Annotated in this window: 14 protein-coding genes; 3 read left to right on the top strand and 11 right to left on the bottom strand. The window is 56.1% G+C overall.

All coding sequences use genetic code 11. The features are described from left to right. Positions 1-9 precede the first annotated feature (9 nt). The 5 genes from DQG13_RS10610 to DQG13_RS10590 form a co-directional block, all read right to left on the bottom strand. Entirely contained in the window at positions 10-1,845 is a 1,836-nt protein-coding gene (locus DQG13_RS10610; RefSeq protein WP_113019731.1) for a heparinase II/III family protein, read from the bottom strand. A gap of 20 nt (positions 1,846-1,865) precedes the next feature. Further along, entirely contained in the window at positions 1,866-3,536 is a 1,671-nt protein-coding gene (locus DQG13_RS10605; protein ID WP_181592689.1) for an extracellular solute-binding protein, read from the bottom strand. A 32-nt stretch (positions 3,537-3,568) separates the two neighbouring features. Then, on the bottom strand, positions 3,569-4,444 hold the full coding sequence (locus DQG13_RS10600; protein WP_113019729.1) for a carbohydrate ABC transporter permease: 876 nt from the start codon (positions 4,442-4,444) through the stop codon (positions 3,569-3,571). Positions 4,445-4,459: 15 nt separating this feature from the next. Further along, entirely contained in the window at positions 4,460-5,419 is a 960-nt protein-coding gene (locus DQG13_RS10595; protein ID WP_113019728.1) for an ABC transporter permease, read from the bottom strand. A gap of 157 nt (positions 5,420-5,576) precedes the next feature. Next, a complete protein-coding gene (locus DQG13_RS10590; protein WP_113019727.1) occupies positions 5,577-7,808 on the bottom strand; it encodes a helix-turn-helix domain-containing protein in 2,232 nt (743 codons plus the stop codon). Positions 7,809-8,104: 296 nt separating this feature from the next. Here DQG13_RS10590 and DQG13_RS10585 point away from each other — a divergent pair, with 296 nt between their 5' ends. The 3 genes from DQG13_RS10585 to DQG13_RS10575 are packed head-to-tail and all read left to right on the top strand — an operon-like array spanning position 8,105 to position 9,768. After that, on the top strand, positions 8,105-8,419 hold the full coding sequence (locus tag DQG13_RS10585; protein WP_113019726.1) for a PadR family transcriptional regulator: 315 nt from the start codon (positions 8,105-8,107) through the stop codon (positions 8,417-8,419). Between the two features lie 12 nt (positions 8,420-8,431). Continuing rightward, positions 8,432-9,076: a hypothetical protein gene (locus tag DQG13_RS10580; protein ID WP_113019725.1), complete on the top strand. Its 645-nt coding sequence runs from the start codon at positions 8,432-8,434 to the stop codon at positions 9,074-9,076. A gap of 59 nt (positions 9,077-9,135) precedes the next feature. Beyond that, entirely contained in the window at positions 9,136-9,768 is a 633-nt protein-coding gene (locus DQG13_RS10575; RefSeq protein ID WP_113019724.1) for a DedA family protein, read from the top strand. A 69-nt stretch (positions 9,769-9,837) separates the two neighbouring features. Here DQG13_RS10575 and DQG13_RS10570 read toward each other — a convergent pair whose 3' ends face one another. The 6 genes from DQG13_RS10570 to DQG13_RS10545 all read right to left on the bottom strand — a co-directional run bounded on the left by DQG13_RS10570 (position 9,838) and on the right by DQG13_RS10545 (position 16,734). Then, positions 9,838-11,385, bottom strand: a complete 1,548-nt coding sequence (locus tag DQG13_RS10570) for an FAD-dependent oxidoreductase (protein WP_113019723.1) — start codon at positions 11,383-11,385, stop codon at positions 9,838-9,840. Positions 11,386-11,799: 414 nt separating this feature from the next. Then, positions 11,800-12,384: a GrpB family protein gene (locus tag DQG13_RS10565; RefSeq protein ID WP_113019722.1), complete on the bottom strand. Its 585-nt coding sequence runs from the start codon at positions 12,382-12,384 to the stop codon at positions 11,800-11,802. A 53-nt stretch (positions 12,385-12,437) separates the two neighbouring features. Continuing rightward, positions 12,438-13,313: an SDR family oxidoreductase gene (locus DQG13_RS10560; protein WP_113019721.1), complete on the bottom strand. Its 876-nt coding sequence runs from the start codon at positions 13,311-13,313 to the stop codon at positions 12,438-12,440. A gap of 28 nt (positions 13,314-13,341) precedes the next feature. Continuing rightward, positions 13,342-14,496, bottom strand: coding sequence for a GNAT family N-acetyltransferase (locus DQG13_RS10555; protein WP_258525617.1), 1,155 nt, complete (start codon positions 14,494-14,496; stop codon positions 13,342-13,344). After that, positions 14,471-15,841 carry a F390 synthetase-related protein gene (locus tag DQG13_RS10550; protein ID WP_309472227.1) on the bottom strand — a complete coding sequence of 457 codons (1,371 nt, stop codon included), beginning with the start codon at positions 15,839-15,841 and terminating at the stop codon, positions 14,471-14,473. The genes DQG13_RS10555 and DQG13_RS10550 overlap by 26 nt, the downstream gene beginning before the upstream one ends. After that, a complete protein-coding gene (locus DQG13_RS10545) occupies positions 15,838-16,734 on the bottom strand; it encodes an MBL fold metallo-hydrolase (RefSeq protein ID WP_258525616.1) in 897 nt (298 codons plus the stop codon). The genes DQG13_RS10550 and DQG13_RS10545 overlap by 4 nt, the downstream gene beginning before the upstream one ends. Position 16,735: the final 1 nt, after the last annotated feature.

Genomic DNA, 16,735 nt, shown 5'->3' with positions numbered 1-16,735 from the left:
CCCTCTTTTTTATGAAATATCGATCCGGAAAACACCACTGAATAGGATTTCCTTAGCGGGCTGCAGCAGTCTTAGCGCAACCCGGTAAGCCATGCCGGGGGATTTCCCCAAAGGAAGCTCCTCCACTTGCGGCTGCCAGACCTGCGAGTCGTAGACAAGCGTCACTGTCCCCGTGGCTCCGGTCCAATAAATGCGTCCCCCGGAGCTGTCCACCCCAGGCTTGAAGACACTGATAAAAGCCTCCTCCACCTGCCCGGGTTTCTCCACAAATGCAAAACGGTCCTGCAGGTTCAGAACAGCTGCCCTCTCCCCGTCCTCCATGCTCCAGTCGAAGCGCCGGATATATCGCTGCAGAGAGGCTACAGGATAAGCTGCCGTTGCGTCCAACGCCAGCCGCACCCGTCCAGGGGAAATGTCCTTCTCCAGCACCAGAGCCCCGCACTCTCGGCCCGCCTGCTGCTCCATTCCTTCGATCACAGGCACGGAATGGCCCCGGCCGGAGGGCTCCGGGAAGGTATACCGCTTCCCGCCGAAATACTCCTTGCAATAAGCTCCGGAGCCCAAATCCGAGAGCAGGCTCTCCCCTTCCGCATGGATGATGAAGTGACCCACATCATTATGGTTATGAGGCTCCCCGTTATGCCCGCCCTTAGCGGAAAAAGCCACCATGGCTCCCTTGCGGCGGTGGCGGCTGACCACCCATTGCAGCTGCTCCAGCTCCCACTCGCCTTCGGAAGCAGGCCGGCCCATAAGCGCGGGACTGGACCACAGCAAATTGCGGGACACATAGGCATACCGGTAGCAAGGGTCCTGGTGAAAGGAGGTAATGCCCTTCATATAGGGAACAGACAGCCCGTAACGCTCGATCAGACGGGAGACCAGGCCCGTATGCAGCTGAGTTCTGCCGGAGCTGTCGGAATAATTGACAAAATGTCCATCCGACAGCATGACGGCCATGGGAAACTCAGCGATCCGGCGGAGCTTGGCGCCATCCATAAGCCGGATTCGGCCAAGGGTATACCGCTCCAGCATATCGGCGAAATAAGTGTAGTAGCCAAACCCGAAAATCCAATAGCTCAGTCCCTCGGGACAGCCTCCATCCTCTTCAAAACCGGCCAAATAGCTGCTCAACGCATCAAGAAGCCGTCCCAAGAGCTCCGCCAGATGCTCCCGGTCATCCATTAACAGCAAGGCCGTCATTCCCGCTGATCCCGCACAAACCGCTGCCCAATTGTTGGTGGCCCGCTCCCAGCCAAACTGCGCGCGCCCGGGACCAAGCGGGTCCAGAATACGCCTGAAGATCTCCGCCGTTACCCGCTCTGCCACCCGGGAATCAAGCCTGCCCTTCAGCAGAAACAGGGTCTCTGCCAGCTGATGGCCTGTAATCGCAGCGAACAGATCGACAATTTGTTCCGGGGGATGGGTCCTCTTAAGGCCAACCGTCAGCTCAACGGAATGATGGGCAGGTACACACCAGGTAAACTCGTTGCAGATTTCCCAGAGAAGATCCTCCAGCGCCGTCAGATGTTCATCCGTTTCGTCCAGCAGGGTGGCCAGCAACAGGGCCAAAGCCCGGCGGCGTCTGTCAAAATAGGGCAGCTCATATTCTCCCCGGGTGCCCTTCGTCTCAAACAACCGGAAGTCCGAAAGAAGAAGGGGAAGCAGCGGCTCCCCCTTCGCCCTTGCGGCTTCCTCCCGTATTTCATCTGTCAGATGCGCATAAGCGGGATGGCCGGCGGCCTGGCGCAGCGTTTCGCGCCAGCCGCTCCCAAAAGGAAAGCCCTCGGCTTCTCTTCCTGCCCCCGGCTCCAGCACAGCCTCCCTGATCATCGGGAATGGAATCATGTGCAAGTCCCTCCGCAAGACTATTTTTGGTTTTTCTTGCTGTCGGCGAGAATCTGATACACATCCTTTGTCAGGAATGCATGCTCCTTATTCTCCGCATACCACTTGGCATAGAATTCCTCCAGCTTCTTGCCGTTCAGCTTATCCCATGCCGATTTCGCATCAGCCATTGCCTGATCTACGCTGTAAGAAGACCCGCTGACAATAGCCTTGGTCACGGCTTCTCCCAGCTTGCCTTCATCCAGCTTCGCTCCCCGAAGGTCATTGCTGATGGTCTGCAGTTCGGTAGGAAGCGTGGGCATATGCTCGCTCAGAGCAAAGGCGGGATACGGACGGTCCGGCGATTCATAGACGGTTTTGTTCTTAAAGAATTCCAGGTAATCCTTCTTGTTCTGCGTATCCGGCTTCAGCTTGGTCTCCAGGGAGCTGCACTTGCCTTCAAAAGAAGTGGAGGACATCATCCAATAATCCCCCGTATAGCCGAGCTCCTTGGTGTTCTTCTCCGCGTCGATGGGAATGGCGCAGCCGTTGTCATCCAGCGTATGGTGCACCCCTTCCAGCCCGTTCCTTAGTGTCAGCATGGTGTCCTTCCGGGACATGAAATCGATGAATTTGATCGCGGCCTCCGGGTCCTTGGCCTTAATATTGATGACGGTAGTCATTTGAACCGGATTCCCCAGCTCCATGGAGAACTGGCCAAACTGCGTTTTGGGAAGCGGCAGGGTTAAAATTTTGGCGGTGGGCACATTGCTCTTCAGGGTTTCATAATTGGTGTAGCCGGCATCATTGTACGCATGCTGCATCGTATAGATGCCCAGCTTCCCGGCCAGCCAATCCTTCTTCGCTTTCTCGCCGTTCTTGTCGGTAAGAAAATCCTTGTCAACCACACCCTGGTCGAACAGCTGCTTCTTGAAGCTCATGGCCGCCTTGAACCGGTCCCAGTTCCAGCTGATGGTATCATTCTCCAGCACAAAACCGACATTGCCGAACATATTGTCTATTGTTACACCGGAGAAGGAGGACAGGGAAATGCCGAAGGTATCCTTCTTGCCGTTGCCGTCGGGATCATTGAAGGTGAACGCCTTGGCCACCTCCAGCAGCTCCTCCGGCGTCTGCGGAACAGACAGGTTCAGCTTCTCCAGCCAGTCGGCACGGATTATTACGGCGTACAGCGCCCCCGTATTCTGGAGCCGTCCGGTTTCATAAAGCTTCCCGTCCGGCTTCGTGCCCACCTTCCTGAGTGTGGGATATTGCTCCATCAGCTGCTTGTAGTCCGTACTGTATTTCTCAATCAATTCGTCAATGGGCTGAATTTGCTTTTGATCGTACAGCTTGTTGCGGTAATTGGTATCATATTCATTGATAATATCAGGCGCCGTATTGGAGGCGAATAAAGTATTGAATTTCTGGGCAGACTCGTTGCGGGGCACCAACACATACTTCACATTTACCGGACCGTTGGCATTGATCCAATCCGTCCAGCGGTTCTTCTCCATGGTTCCTTCCTCTGCCGGAACCCGTCCCCGTTCGTAGGCGGATACGGTAATGGTCGGTTTGGGCTTTTCAGTTGCTCCCTGTCCTGTAGCGGAAGGGGCCGTCTCTTCCTTCGAGCTGCAGGCCACCATCGACATGGCGCCCAGCAGGAGTGTTGCTGCGGCAGCTGCGCTTTTCTTCCCGTTGATTCTCAACATAGCTGTTCCCCCATATAAATTCATGTTTGGAATTAACCTTTGACAGAACCGAGCATAACGCCTTTCACAAAATATTTCTGCAGGAACGGATATACCGCCAAAATCGGCACCACCATCACAATAATGCCGGCCGACTTAATGGATTCCGGCGTAATGGCCTGCACATCGTCGGGTTGCAGGTTGTTCAGCTCCTGGAGCATGGACTGGCTTTGCACCATACGCTGCACCATGACCATCAGGTTGATTTTATTGGCATCATTGATGTAGATCAGCACATTCATAAATGCGTTCCAATAATGCACGCCGTAGAACAGCCCGATGGTGGCCAGCACCGGCATGGAGAGGGGCAGGATAATCTGCAGAATCAGCCTGATTTCCCCGCATCCGTCCATCCGCGCCGATTCCTCCACTTCCTCGGGGATGTTCTGAAAATAAGTGCGCACAATCATCATGTTGTAGGTGCTCACCAGGCCTAGAAGCCAGATGGCCCCGTAGGAATCCACCAGCCCCAGGGATTTGATGGTCAAAAAAGTCGGAATCAAGCCCCCCGAGAAAAGCATGGTGAATACCATAAACAAGGTTACCGGTCTTCTTCCCGCAAAATAACGGCGTGACAGCGGATAAGCCGCCATGATGGTAAAGAGCATGCTCAGGCACACCCCCACCACCGTAATGAGCACGCTGTTGCGGAAAGCAGCGATGACATTCGTGCCCTCAATAAGAGTCCCATAGGATTTCAAATTGAAGCCCTTGGGCCAGAAGGAGATGAAACCCGAGTCAATCGCCTTGTTATCGCTTAGGGAAACGGCGACAATGTGGATCATGGGCAAAATGCAGCTTAAGGACAGCAGCCCCAAAATGATGGCGTTTATGCGGTAGAACCATTTTTCAGCCAATGTATGCTTCATGTTTTTCCGGCCTCCTTACCACAAGCCCTGATCGAATTTGCGCGCGATTTTGTTGGCGGAAATGACCAGCACAAAGGCTACGAGGGATTCAAACAGACCGATTGCGGTTGTCGTGCTGAATTCGGCATTCAGAACGCCATTTTTGTAGATGTACGTGCTGATGACCTCGGATACATCGGTGACCACCCGGTTTTGCAGCATAAACACCGGGTCGAAGCCCACCTCCATCACCTTGCCCAAGGCCAAAATCAGGGTCAGCACAATCGTGCCGCGAATGCCGGGCAAGGTAATATGCCAGATTTGCTTCCACTTCCCCCCGCCGTCTATGCTCACCGCTTCAAACAAGCTGGGATCAATCGTTGAAAGCGCCGCCAAATAGATAATGGCGTTGAACCCCATGTCCTTCCATATCCCGGCTCCTACAAAAATGCTGATCCAAGAGCCTTCATTGTACAGAAAGGCATAGCTCTCTCCTCCCGTCACGAGCTTCAAGACGGAATTAACCAAGCCTGTCTCCTGGGAGAAGACGGTCAGCACGATACTGCCCACAATTACCCAGGAAAGAAAGTGGGGCAGGTATACCAGAGTCTGCACCAGCTTCTTGTACCACATCCTCCGGACCTCATTCATCATGATGGCCAGCGCAATGGGAACGGGAAACCCGACTCCTACGCTTAAAATACTGAGCATAAAGGTGTTGCGGATAATTTGCAGCGTATCCGGATGATTCCATAAATACTCGAAGTTCTTCATCCCTACCCAGGGGCTGTGCAGGATGCCATCGGTGAAATTGTATTGCTTGAAAGCAATGACCAGTCCGCCCATGGGAATGTACTTGACGGTGATATAGAATGCAATAACAGGCGCCAGCATGGCCCAAAGAAACACATTCTGGCGCAGACGCTTGCTGCGAAGAGCTTGTGTCCACCTGCCCGTCAGCGCTATGCTGTTCCTCACCGGCGCATCGGCTTTCATGAATATGTCCACCCTTTCTCTATACAATATGGTTTCCTTCCGATCGGATGGCCTTATCGTAACGAATGGGGGACGTTTACCGCAATATCCATGAGTTAAGGGTGTAGCTAAAATCGCAAATAAGCCTTCCATTCATTTTTTAACCTGATATGCAATTTCACTCGGACACCGGTGAACCCGGGTGCTGCTGGTTTTTCCGGTATTCGCCGGGTGTCATGCCCACGGACTTCTTAAAGACGCGGATAAAGGACAGCGGACGAAGGTACCCTACTTGAAGGGCAATATCCTGAATGGGCGCTTTGCCTTCCGCCAACAGCTCCTTCGCCTTCTCGATTCTCACCTTTGTTACATAATCCACGAACTTGATCCCGAATTCCTCCCGGAACAACCGGCTTACGTAGTTGGGGTGCAGATTGAAATGCTCACTGACGGCCATCAGGGAAAAGTCGGGGTCCGCATAATTCTCTCCGATCCATCCCTTGACCTCCGACACCATAGGATGATGCGCCTTGGCTTGGCGGAGAAGGCCGATGGTCTCCACCGTTTCCTCCAGCACCGAAGCAAAAAGCCGGTTCAGCTCCTTCAGCGTCTCCAGCCGCTTCATGCCTTCATAAAGCTTCGGCATGGCATCCTGTGCCCACACCTGCTGCACATCCGCCGGGAGCTCCGATATCTCATTTTGAAGCTGATAAATCAGGTAATGAAGCAGCCGCGACAGCTCCGGGGAGGAGGGCTTGTCCGTCTCCAACTGACGAAAGAATTGCGCAAACTCGTCCCTCCAGCTTTCCTCGCCCAACCGGATCGACTCCGAGAGCTGCCTGGCTGACGCAAGGGTATGGACATAATCCGGCCGCTGGCCCTCCACTTGCAGCTCGTCCAGGGACAAAACGCGGTTGCTGCCGGCCACCGACTTGTACGACAGCGCCCTGACCGCGTCCTCGTAGGCTTCGGGAATCTCCTCCAGGTCCCCGGCTATGGGAGAAACGCCGATGGTGACCGTGAACCGGACATTTTCCAGGAGCCAGGCGGCAGTCTGTTGAGCCAAAGAATAAACTACCTCTTTCAGACCGGAGGCAGTCTCCTGGGGTTTCGCCACCAACAGGATGCCCAGCCTGCTGGAGCTCATCCATTCCGCCCACACGAGCACCCGCTTCTGCTCCGCAATCTCCTTGATGACAGAAGACACAATATATTTCAAGAGCAGTTGATCCCGTGAATGATAGGACGATGCAAACTCAATATGCCGGTCAATCTCCAGAACGGCCACCGCATACCCTTGTGCATCCTCAGGGATGCCCAACTGCTCCACTTCCTTGCCCGGATCACCGGGAGGAAAGCTCCCTTCCAGCCATTCCTTGAAATAATGGCGGGTGCGGTATTCGGACATTTCATCGTTTTGCCTCTCCAGGACGGCAGCCTGCTCCACAAGACTATCTATGGCCTTCTCGATAACAGCCAGCTGATTATCCCCGCCGGTCCACTGGCGCCGGAGCATGGAGCTTTGCTGCAGCCGGTTGATAATCATCTGGATGGGCCGGTAATTGCGCCGGCTTACATGCACAATCCAGACAATCCCCGCTGTCAGCGTCAGAAAGGCAATGAACATCCAAACCAGACTCAGGGTTGAAAATACTCCGTACGCGGACTCCCGGTGGAAGCCTCCCTTGATCGTCCACCGGGAGTACGGGGATACCAGCTCACTGACGACTTTGCCGTCCTTTTCCTTGCCGCTGGCCGCAAGCAGGGCGCCGTTGGCATCATGCAGAGTGACGTAATTCAGGGAGGAACGGACGGAATCCTTCAGAATCCGGTCAAGGGAATTCACGCCTACATTGATAATAATAAGCCCCTCTCTCCCGGCAGGGGGATTCATCCGTTTGACCATGGTGACCACGGGGGCAATGCTTCCGTCATCGCCGGGAATTTCCCTGAGGTCGCTCCAATACCCGCCGGCCAGCTCATCGGCCTTCTCCAGAAAGGCCAGATCGGGATGCTCGCTGACGGGAATTTTGGAAGCGGCGGTCAATATTGTGTTATCGCTTTTGCGGTAAAGAAGAACACTGTGCAAATCAGGCAGATACGACCCGATATCCCGCAGCATCCGGGCAACAGTCTGTTCGCCCAGGTAGTCTGCGACAGCGTTGCGCTGGAAAAAGGTCTCCACCTGCTGATTGTTCATCAGATCCTTAATAACCGTCCGCTCCACGTTCAGCAGAGTCTGATCTACGGCGTCCAGAAGCGCTTGGCTTTGAAACCGGTTGACTTTGCGTGTTTCCTGCATGGCAAGCTCGCTTATCGTCACGAAAAAAAGGAGAATAATCACCAGACTGGTGATGAGGAATACGGGCAAGTAGGAGAGCAGCAGCTGATGAAACCAGTTTTTTTTCATTGGGGATATCCACTCCTGGGTTAGGGGCTGATTGAATGCGCTTACGCTTACCTACAGAGTAACACAAGAATGCCTTATTTCCAATGCCATGTTGCACGGCCCCCGTTGCAGCGGGATGGGGTAAGACGGGTGGGCCAGCTGATTCAGATCCCCCGCCATAAACAGATCCTTATAGGGGTACCCGGCCATTCGGGAAATCTCCCGTATATTAAAGTACCTTGCAATGTTAGGTACTTTTGATTATAATGGGCTATGTACTCAATAATATTAGGTATGTTTGGGGGAGGTGAGCCCCTTTGAACGCGGAAATGCTGAAAGGCACCGTCGACCTGTTGATCCTGTCAGTCTTGAACACCCGGGACAATTACGGCTACGAAATTTCCAAAGCCATCAAAGAGCGCACGGAAGGGGCATTCGAAATTCAGGAGGCCACCCTGTATCTGGCCTTGAAGCGGCTGGAGAAGCATAACGCCGTCTCGGCGTATTGGGGAGACCAGAGCCACGGCGGCCGCCGCAAATACTACAGGTTGACCGGGGAAGGCAAGCAGCTTCTGGATACGCATATCGCCAGCTGGAAGCTGATGTCGGAGATTGTGAACCGGTTTATTTAAGGAGATGGATTCATGAGAAATTGGACCCGGAAGGCCTTCAGCCTGGCGGAGCTGCGCTACAGCCCGGTGCTGCTGCTGTCCATAGTGATCTGCGTGGCCGCCTTTTATATCGATGAGCATGTGAATCCCGGGGAGCAGCTGTGGCTGGCTGTTACCTATTATACGTCCTTTTCCCTGGCTGCCTTGTGGTGCGGAATCAATTATGTCGGGCATATCCGGATGAACAATCTGTACCGGAAACATGCGGATATCGGCGCCTATGTGGAGCAGTTGGCCATGAGTGCGGAGGATAAAACGGAGCTGCGCAACTTTCTGGAGGACTTCGCGGCAGATTTGGAGGAGCAGGGCCGGACCAGGGAAGAAGCGGCCAAGGAAGTGATCAGCCAATTTCAGGTCAGGGAGTTCCTGGCTATGTCCAAACACACCGTTCCTTTTGAAACCCACGGGCACCATTATTTGCTGGGCTGCGGCATTCTGCTCTTGGGGGTATGTCTCACCGCATTGGCAGCAGGCGCGTTATGGGGGCTGCCTTCCCTTGTCTGGTTGATCATCAGTTCGGTATCGGGAGTATACGGCGTCTCCCTCTTCGGGGTGTATGTGCTGTACAAGTTCCTGGACCGGTTCATATATAACAAGCTCAAGAAATACTTCTCGTAACCCGCAGCCAAATTCCAATTGACAAAGAGAAAGAAACCGATTAAAAGGAGTGGAGCATCATGGAGGAATGGATTTACAGCATTATGGATTCATTTGGGTATGCCGGGATTTTTCTGTTGATTGCGGTGGAGAATCTGTTTCCGCCCATCCCCTCCGAGGTGATTCTCACCTTGGGCGGGTTTATGACCACCACTACAAGCATGACGGTGCTTGGAGCCATCATTGCCGCAACCGCGGGTTCTGTGGCGGGGGCGCTTTGCCTCTATGGCGTGGGCAGGATCCTGTCCGCCGAACGGCTGGGGGAGATTGTCACCCGTTACGGGAAGGTGCTCCGCCTGAAGCCGGAGGACATCAAAAAGGCGGAAGCCTGGTTCGCCCGCCACGGCACCTGGACCGTGCTGCTGGGACGGCTGGTTCCCCTGATCCGCAGCCTGATTTCCATCCCCGCCGGCAGCGCCAAAATGAATCTGGTTTCCTTCCTGCTGCTGACCACTCTCGGCTCCCTGATCTGGAATACGGCCCTGGTCTACGTGGGCTCCATTCTGGGCAATTCCTGGGACAGTGTGCTGGCCTATATGGATATGTACTCCAATGTGGTGTACGCCATGCTGGCCTTGGGCATGCTGGTGTTTGCGGCTGTCTTTTACCGGTACCGGATCGCTAAAAAGAAGGTCACCCGCACCGACGGTTAGTATCCTGCGGGAAATGAAAGGGAGCTGCTCTTTGCGGAGCGGCTCCCTTTTCGCTGTTGTGCACCGTGTTTAATACCCCGAATCCTCGCTGACCAGATTGTCCAGCATATTGTAATGGCCCCGCTTTAGCGGTTTTTCCGCCGGGCCTTCCACCACTTCCCCTGTATAAGAGAACCGCGAGCCATGGCAGGGGCAATCCCAGGTCCGCTCCCCGGCATTCCAGTTCACCTCGCAGCCCACATGGGTACAGGTGGTATCCACCAGATGCAGCTTGCCCTCCCGATCCCGGTAGGCTCCCATCCGCTCCCCGTTCACCGTGATAACGGCGCCTTCATCCATGGACAGCTGTTCAACGGTCCGCTCCGGCTTTTCCAGCTTGCCTTTGACCAGATTTTTAACCACATTGGCAGTTTCCTTAATCAGCTTCTTCAGGCTGGGGTCCACTTGAAAACGGTCCGGCGTATACAGCTCCCGCAGGGGATTAGCCTTGTCCAGAACCAGATCGGCCAGCAGCCTGGCAGCGGCCGTTCCATTGGTCATCCCCCACTTCCGGTAGCCTGTGGCGATGAGCACATGTGGCTCGCCGGCTGTAATAGGACCGACATATGGCATGTTGTCCAAGGTCGCCAGGTCCTGGGTGGACCATTGGTACAGAACCTTTTCCACATCCAGACTATCCCTTCCGAAGCTCTCCAAGGCCTGATAATGCTCCCGGGTATCCTTGCCCTGGCCGGTCTTGTGGCCCTCCCCGCCGATGAGCACAAGCTTCTCCCCGTTATGCATCACAGACCGGAGGGAGCGGCTGGGTTTGTCCACACTCAGGTACATGCCGCCGGGATACTCGGTTTTCGTTTTGCAGGCCAGCACGTAGGAGCGGTCCGCATGCAGCCTTGCCGAATAGAGACCGATTCCTTCATAAAAAGGGAAATGGGAGCAGACCAAAATGCGCCTTCCTGTGGCGCGGCAGCCGTTCCGGGTGAGAACAGCAGGCTTCTCTTCGTGCTCCTCCACATTCACCGCTACAGTTTGCTCAAAGATAAGGCCCCCTGCATCCGTTACCGTCCGGACCAGATGCGCCAAATATTGCAGAGGATGAAACTGCGCCTGGTTGTTCATTTTGAGCACACGGGAGGTTTGGATTTGGAAGGGAATCTCCCGGAGCAAAGCGCCGTCGATGCCCAGCTTTTGATAAGCGGACCATTCCTTCTCCATTTTGCCCGCGGACTCTTCCGTAGTAGCATATAGATAGGCGTCCTGCCTGCTGAAATCGCATGGGATGTGATGGGTCTTGACGGTTTCCGCAATCCACTGCAAGGCCTCCGTTTGGGCTTGGTAATACAGTCCGGCCGCGCCCACGCCAAAATGGCTGATGAATTCATCGTAAATCAAATCATGCTGGGCGGTGATTTTGGCCGTAGTGTGTCCGGTGGTGCCGTTCAGCAGCCTGTCCGCCTCCAGCAATGCAACCTTAAGCCCTTCTTTGACCAAAAGATATGCCGCGGTAATTCCCGTAATCCCCCCGCCGACAATGACCACATCCGCCTCCACGTTTTCCTGCAACGGATGAAATTCCGGGATATCCGCCGTATCCCGCCAAAACGGCTCCAGTATTGCCATGCCAACCCCTCCGATTTCAAAAGATAATCTTAGGATTGGCAATTTATGGTTTGCTTAAACAGGAGGCGGGAGCAAACCCCTTCCTCGCTCCTCCTTCCATAAAATAGCGCTGGCGGCCTTACCGGTTCCGGCTCCCGTGCGGGGGCGGACCGACGATCCGTTATTTTGCGAAAAAGCACTCTTTTCCTCGTTTCGCGGACACAGGATACCTTATTTGTCCTCGTGAGCCTCCAATTGGGCTGTTCTCAAACGGATAGCGGATTCTGAGTCCGCTCAGATCAAAAAACGGCTGTTTGTGCTGAAATAACGGCTCCTCAGTCCGGCTAGAGCGCCAGTTTGGGGGGACTCGCCAGCCCGGTTGCCCCCTCCCCATAGAAAAAACGGCATTGCTGCCGTTTTAGCCGGATCATATGCCTATCCATTGGAGGGACCAGGGGTATATCTCCCCGGAAACTCCTTTCTCGCCCGTTCCGTGCAAGCCCGCACGAACTGCCCCTTCGCTTCCGTATATCCGTCCCGGTCATGGGGATACTGCGCCTTCAACGCTGTCTTCAGCGCAGCATATTCGGCTGCCGCCTCCGGATGCGCCAACAGATAGTCCCGGAAGTAAAGCTCCCCCCAGTCCCCGCTATGCCGGACATGGATATGGAAAGCCTGCCCCTGAAAGCCCTGTGGGGTGTAGCCCTTCAAGTACATGATCAGATCGCTCTTGGGAGTGTTGACCGCATAGCCTTCATCCTGCAGCCGCTCCGTCACAGCGTCCAAATCCGTATCCCCGGCGGCCTCCAGCAAAATATCCACAGTAGGCTTCGCCAAAAGCCCAGGAACAGAGGAGCTTCCAATATGGCTGATACGGACCAGCTTGCCGCCGAAGACGGACGCCAGAAACTCCTTTTCCTCTTCATAATGCGCCTTCCAGGCGGGGTTATGCTCCTCCAGCAAAACCGGAAACAACTCCGTCAGCCGCTTAGCCGTCACCCCGGAAAAATCCTGCCTCATCGCTCTGCCTCCTTTAGCCGTTTGGGAGAAATCCGATTCCCTCAGCTTCCTTTTTATGACCCAAGCGCCCGCCTGATAATCCCCTCGAACCACTTCCAGGGCAGCAGCGCCCTGCCCCAAATAGCCAGCCGCGAGCCGCTTCCCAAGGTGTAGCGCAGCCGGGGAGCGCGGGTGTCTGCCAACACGCCGATCAATTCCGCCACCTGCCTGGGATCGGGAGCCGTCTCCGCCGTCCGCCGGGAATATTGGGCAATCCGCTCCAGTCTCTCCCCGTAGGGAGAATCGGCGGGAGCGGCCATGGCGGCAAGCCCTTTGTTCCAAATGGGCGTACGGTACGCTCCCGGCTCCACCAGCACGACGCCGATGCCCAAGGGGGCCAATTCATGGCGCAGCGTTTCCGTGAACCCCTCCACCGCAAACTTGGAGGCCGCATAGGGACCATATCCCGGAAACGCCACCCGGCCGCTGACACTGCTGATGTTGATAATAAGTCCTTTTTGCTGGCGGCGCATAATAGGAATGACGCTTTGGGTTACAGCTACCAGGCCGAAAAAGTTGGTCTCCATCTGCTGCCGCCACGCCTCCATGGACACATCCTCCACAAAACCTCCTGCAGCGAACCCGGCATTGTTCACAAGAATGTCCAGCCGCTGATAGCTGCGGATTGTTTCCTCCACGGCCTGCCGGATGGACAGCGGGTCCGTTACATCCAGCGGAAGCACCCGAAGCCGCTCAGCCACCCCCGCTTCCTCCGCCAGCTTCAGCAGTTCCTCCGCCTTTTCCGGATTCCTCATAGTAGCCACAACCCTAATCCCTTTGCGGGCCAGCTCCAGCGCCGTTAACAGGCCGAAGCCGCTGGAGGCTCCGGTGATCAGGGCAACCCGCCCGCCGGAACGGGAAGCAGCAGCCGTTTCTGAACGTGCCGACATGTCGTCACTCCCTTTCTTTTTTTCCACATTATAGCTTCAGCTTCTTCATCAAGGGCACTCCGATCCCGTTCAAAAGCCGCTCCAGAAACGTCCAGCACCACCTTCTCCCCCAAGGCAAATGCCGGTCAAACACAACGGAATATTCAAAATCCGCCACCGCTCCCCGGTTCCGCTTAAACTCGGCGGCGCCGGCGCTTTCGTGAAGCAGCACACCATACTCCCGTGCTTGCCGGAGCAGGCAGGCGGACAGCATCCGGTAAAGGCCAAGGGATTGAGGCAGTCCGGTATCGTAGCCGAAGAGAGGGGTGGTCATCACGCCATTGCGGCAAAAATAACCCATCACCGCATCCAACCGTCCGTCCTTGCGCAGCCCGTGGAGGGTCAATATGCCTGTCTCTTTAGCGAGGGCAATGAACGCTTCAGTAAATTGGGGATTATCATAGGAATATTTGTCCAGATACAAGAGCTTGTACAGCTCCGCTATCCGGGGAATATCCACGTCTGTGATGTCGTCTCCGGAAACAAAGGCATAGCCTGTTTTGGCCAAAAGCTCCGCATCCCGCTTCAACAGCCAGCGGGATTTGGCATTGCCGAAATCCGGGTCCCCGGCCCGGTACAGATAGATCTGCCTGCTGGGCACCAGCTTGCTGCCCGCCGCCTGCAACGCGCCGATGATCTCCCCGTGCAGCGCGGGGCTAAGAGAACGCATCACCAACGCATGCTCCGGGTACCGCTCCTTGACCGCCTGCACCACAGCAACCGCCTGCGCTTCCGACATATGCGGGAACAGGTTGGTGGACAGGAGCCAATTGTTGATATGCACCACCCGGTTCAGATGCGAGCGTTTCATCAGACTGCCTAAGACATCCAGCAGAACGGCAAGAGCTTTTTCCAGCAGCGGACGGTTCAAAAGGGAAAGCTCCTGCTTGGCATAACGAACATAATGGGTGTATGGGGAGCAGACGTAGGAATTGCCGTATTCGGCATCATTTACTGTCAACGGGAGCGCCAGGTCATCCACCCGGGCCAAAAGAACGGTGGTGTCCGCATTGGGCATAAAGCTTGCCGCGCCGCGTACCATCAACGGCTCCAGATAGGCTCTGGCATAACGCCCATCCTCCGTATCCGGCCACTCCACCCGATGAAGCTCCTCACGGCTATAGAGGGAGACGCGGCTGGTCAATGGACCATCTCCTCTCCACCCGTCTCAGCTTCCGGGCTCCCTGATGGTGAATATAGTTGGCAAAGGTCAGGTCCGGCAACCGGCAGTCCAGCCTGCGCATCAGCGCTTCTATCGAGGCCGCAACCTGCCGCTCAATCTCCGGCCGGGAGACTCCGTCGGCAAGACGCAGCTCAATGGCAAGCTCCGCTCCCCCATGCTGGATCACCCGGTATTCCTCGATGACCGGAGAGGCGGCGAGAATAGCACGGGTGATGAAATCGGGAAAAACCGGCTTCAGCCTGCCGCCCCCGGCCTGCTCCACATAGAAAATATCATCGCACCGCCCCTCGATTCGTTCAATGGCCGTAAACACTGAACCGCAGGGGCAGGGATGCTCCGCCTCCGTCAGCACATCATTCAGCCGGTACCGGATAATGGGCTGGGTAGTCCGGGAGAAGTCGGTAATAATGGGAACGAACTTGCGTCCGCTGGGATCATCCTGCACATATTCCTTGCCGATATGGACCACATCCTCGTTCAAATGCAGCGTTCCATGCGGACAGGTGCTGGCGAGAAAGCCTTCGGTGCATTGGTACACCTGATGGATGGGCAAGCCGAAGGTTTCCCGGATCATCCCCGCGTCCACCGGGTCCAGCACCTCGGCTACCGAAATGATGCGGCGCGGAGCGGAAGTCAAACGCCCATTGCGCTTTTGCTCCGCCAGCTGCCGGAGGACAGAGGGCGGCGCGGCCCAGATGCCCGCCTCATATCTGTTCAGCCGCTCCACATGCTTCCCCGTCTCCTCCAGCAGATCGAAATAGTCGAATTGCAGCCTTCCGCTCCCGACGGATTCATACAGATTGCTGTTGGCCCTCAGGAAAAAGGCAACCTTCTCCGGCTTCCACAATGGCCCCGGCAGCACCTTCGCCAGCATAATGCCCGCCCAGGCGGCCTGCTCGTCGGGGCTGACCAGAAACAGCCCACGGCTGCCCGAGGTGCCGGAGGACAACCCCACGGTTATGCCGCCGATCTGCGGGGCGAAATTGCGGGTTCGTTCCGCCTCCAGCGCCGTCTCCATTGCTTCCTCCTTGCGGATGCCCGCCGTGTTCAGACGGTCGAAATGCTCCATCATAACCGCCTTGTCAATGACCGGAAACCGGTCCCATTCCGCCAAGGGGTTGTCCCCCCACAGCTCACGGTAAAAGGGGGAATGGGCTCTAACCAACCTGAGCCGCTTCTGCACCTGCCGCTCCTGCCAACGCTCCAGGGCTTCCCGGCTGGACCACTCCCGCCTGTAACGGGTGCGCATATAATGGGCGAGGAAAATGGCAAGCCTTCTCCCGCCCAAGCCGCCTGTGCCCATCATGCTCCGTCCTCCTTCCCATGCCGACGAAGCGCATCGCCGCAATGGCTGGGGATAATCCGCAGCTGCGGGAATTCCTCGTGGAGGCGGACAAGCCGCCGGAAGGAATCCTCATATTCCCCGGCATTAGCCATAATGATCCGCGCCGCCGCATGAGGCTTGCGGTTCTCCCGGAAAGCCCGGCTGGACCAGACGGCATCGGCGCAGAGGAAATATTCCCCATGGCCGGTCCGCAGCAGCAAGCCGGTTTGCCCGGCCGCATGGCCCGGCAGATCAACTGCAACCAGGCTGCCGTCGCCAAAAAGATCATACCCGCCCGCAAACGGAAACGCCTCCGGCAGCGGGTAAGGCTTTGCGTCCTCCATAAAGCTGGAGCGCGCTTCGAAGTCCTCCGGCAGCAGCCCGGACAAATACCCGGCTTTGACCGCAGCCAAAGGCCCCAGCTTTCTGACGGCAGCATACGCTTCGCGCTTGTATATAAACCGGGCATGGGGAAAATCCCGGAGTCCCGCCGTATGATCCGCATGAAAATGGGACAGCACCACATAGCCGATTTCCTCCGCCGCGATGCCCATGCGCTTCAACTGGCTTACTGCGCTGTCTTCCTCCCGGAAGGTCACAGGGGTAATCATCCGGTACAGCAGCTGCGGAAGCCGCCGGGTCTCCTCCACAAAACGCCGGGAATATCCGGTGTCGAAAAGGATATAGCCGTGGTCCGGATGGCGGATCAGTGCAAACCCCGCCGGGAAGGGAACCGCCTTCCACGATCCGCCCCGCAGCGTAAAAAACTCGGGATGGCGGCAATACCCCGCCGCTAACAGCTTCAGCTCTACAGGTACACCCGAAAGAAGCGTCCCGGAGCCTGAAAAAGCCGCCTTTTCAACTGTGTGTTCCACT

Source organism: Paenibacillus sp. YN15 (assembly GCF_003285005.1).
Classification (GTDB): domain Bacteria; phylum Bacillota; class Bacilli; order Paenibacillales; family NBRC-103111; genus Paenibacillus_AR.
Note: the sequence above shows the minus strand (reverse complement) of the source record. Positions and strands in the feature narration are given on the sequence as shown.

What these genes read in the sequence shown, in the direction of transcription:
- DQG13_RS10610 (WP_113019731.1), bottom strand. Translation starts at nt 1,845, where the DNA reads ATGATTCCATTCCCGATGATCAGGGAGGCTGTGCTGGAGCCGGGGGCA.
- DQG13_RS10605 (WP_181592689.1), bottom strand. Translation starts at nt 3,536, where the DNA reads ATGTTGAGAATCAACGGGAAGAAAAGCGCAGCTGCCGCAGCAACACTC.
- DQG13_RS10600 (WP_113019729.1), bottom strand. Translation starts at nt 4,444, where the DNA reads ATGAAGCATACATTGGCTGAAAAATGGTTCTACCGCATAAACGCCATC.
- DQG13_RS10595 (WP_113019728.1), bottom strand. Translation starts at nt 5,419, where the DNA reads ATGAAAGCCGATGCGCCGGTGAGGAACAGCATAGCGCTGACGGGCAGG.
- DQG13_RS10590 (WP_113019727.1), bottom strand. Translation starts at nt 7,808, where the DNA reads ATGAAAAAAAACTGGTTTCATCAGCTGCTGCTCTCCTACTTGCCCGTA.
- DQG13_RS10580 (WP_113019725.1), top strand. Translation starts at nt 8,432, where the DNA reads ATGAGAAATTGGACCCGGAAGGCCTTCAGCCTGGCGGAGCTGCGCTAC.
- DQG13_RS10575 (WP_113019724.1), top strand. Translation starts at nt 9,136, where the DNA reads ATGGAGGAATGGATTTACAGCATTATGGATTCATTTGGGTATGCCGGG.
- DQG13_RS10570 (WP_113019723.1), bottom strand. Translation starts at nt 11,385, where the DNA reads ATGGCAATACTGGAGCCGTTTTGGCGGGATACGGCGGATATCCCGGAA.
- DQG13_RS10565 (WP_113019722.1), bottom strand. Translation starts at nt 12,384, where the DNA reads ATGAGGCAGGATTTTTCCGGGGTGACGGCTAAGCGGCTGACGGAGTTG.
- DQG13_RS10560 (WP_113019721.1), bottom strand. Translation starts at nt 13,313, where the DNA reads ATGTCGGCACGTTCAGAAACGGCTGCTGCTTCCCGTTCCGGCGGGCGG.
- DQG13_RS10550 (WP_309472227.1), bottom strand. Translation starts at nt 15,841, where the DNA reads ATGATGGGCACAGGCGGCTTGGGCGGGAGAAGGCTTGCCATTTTCCTC.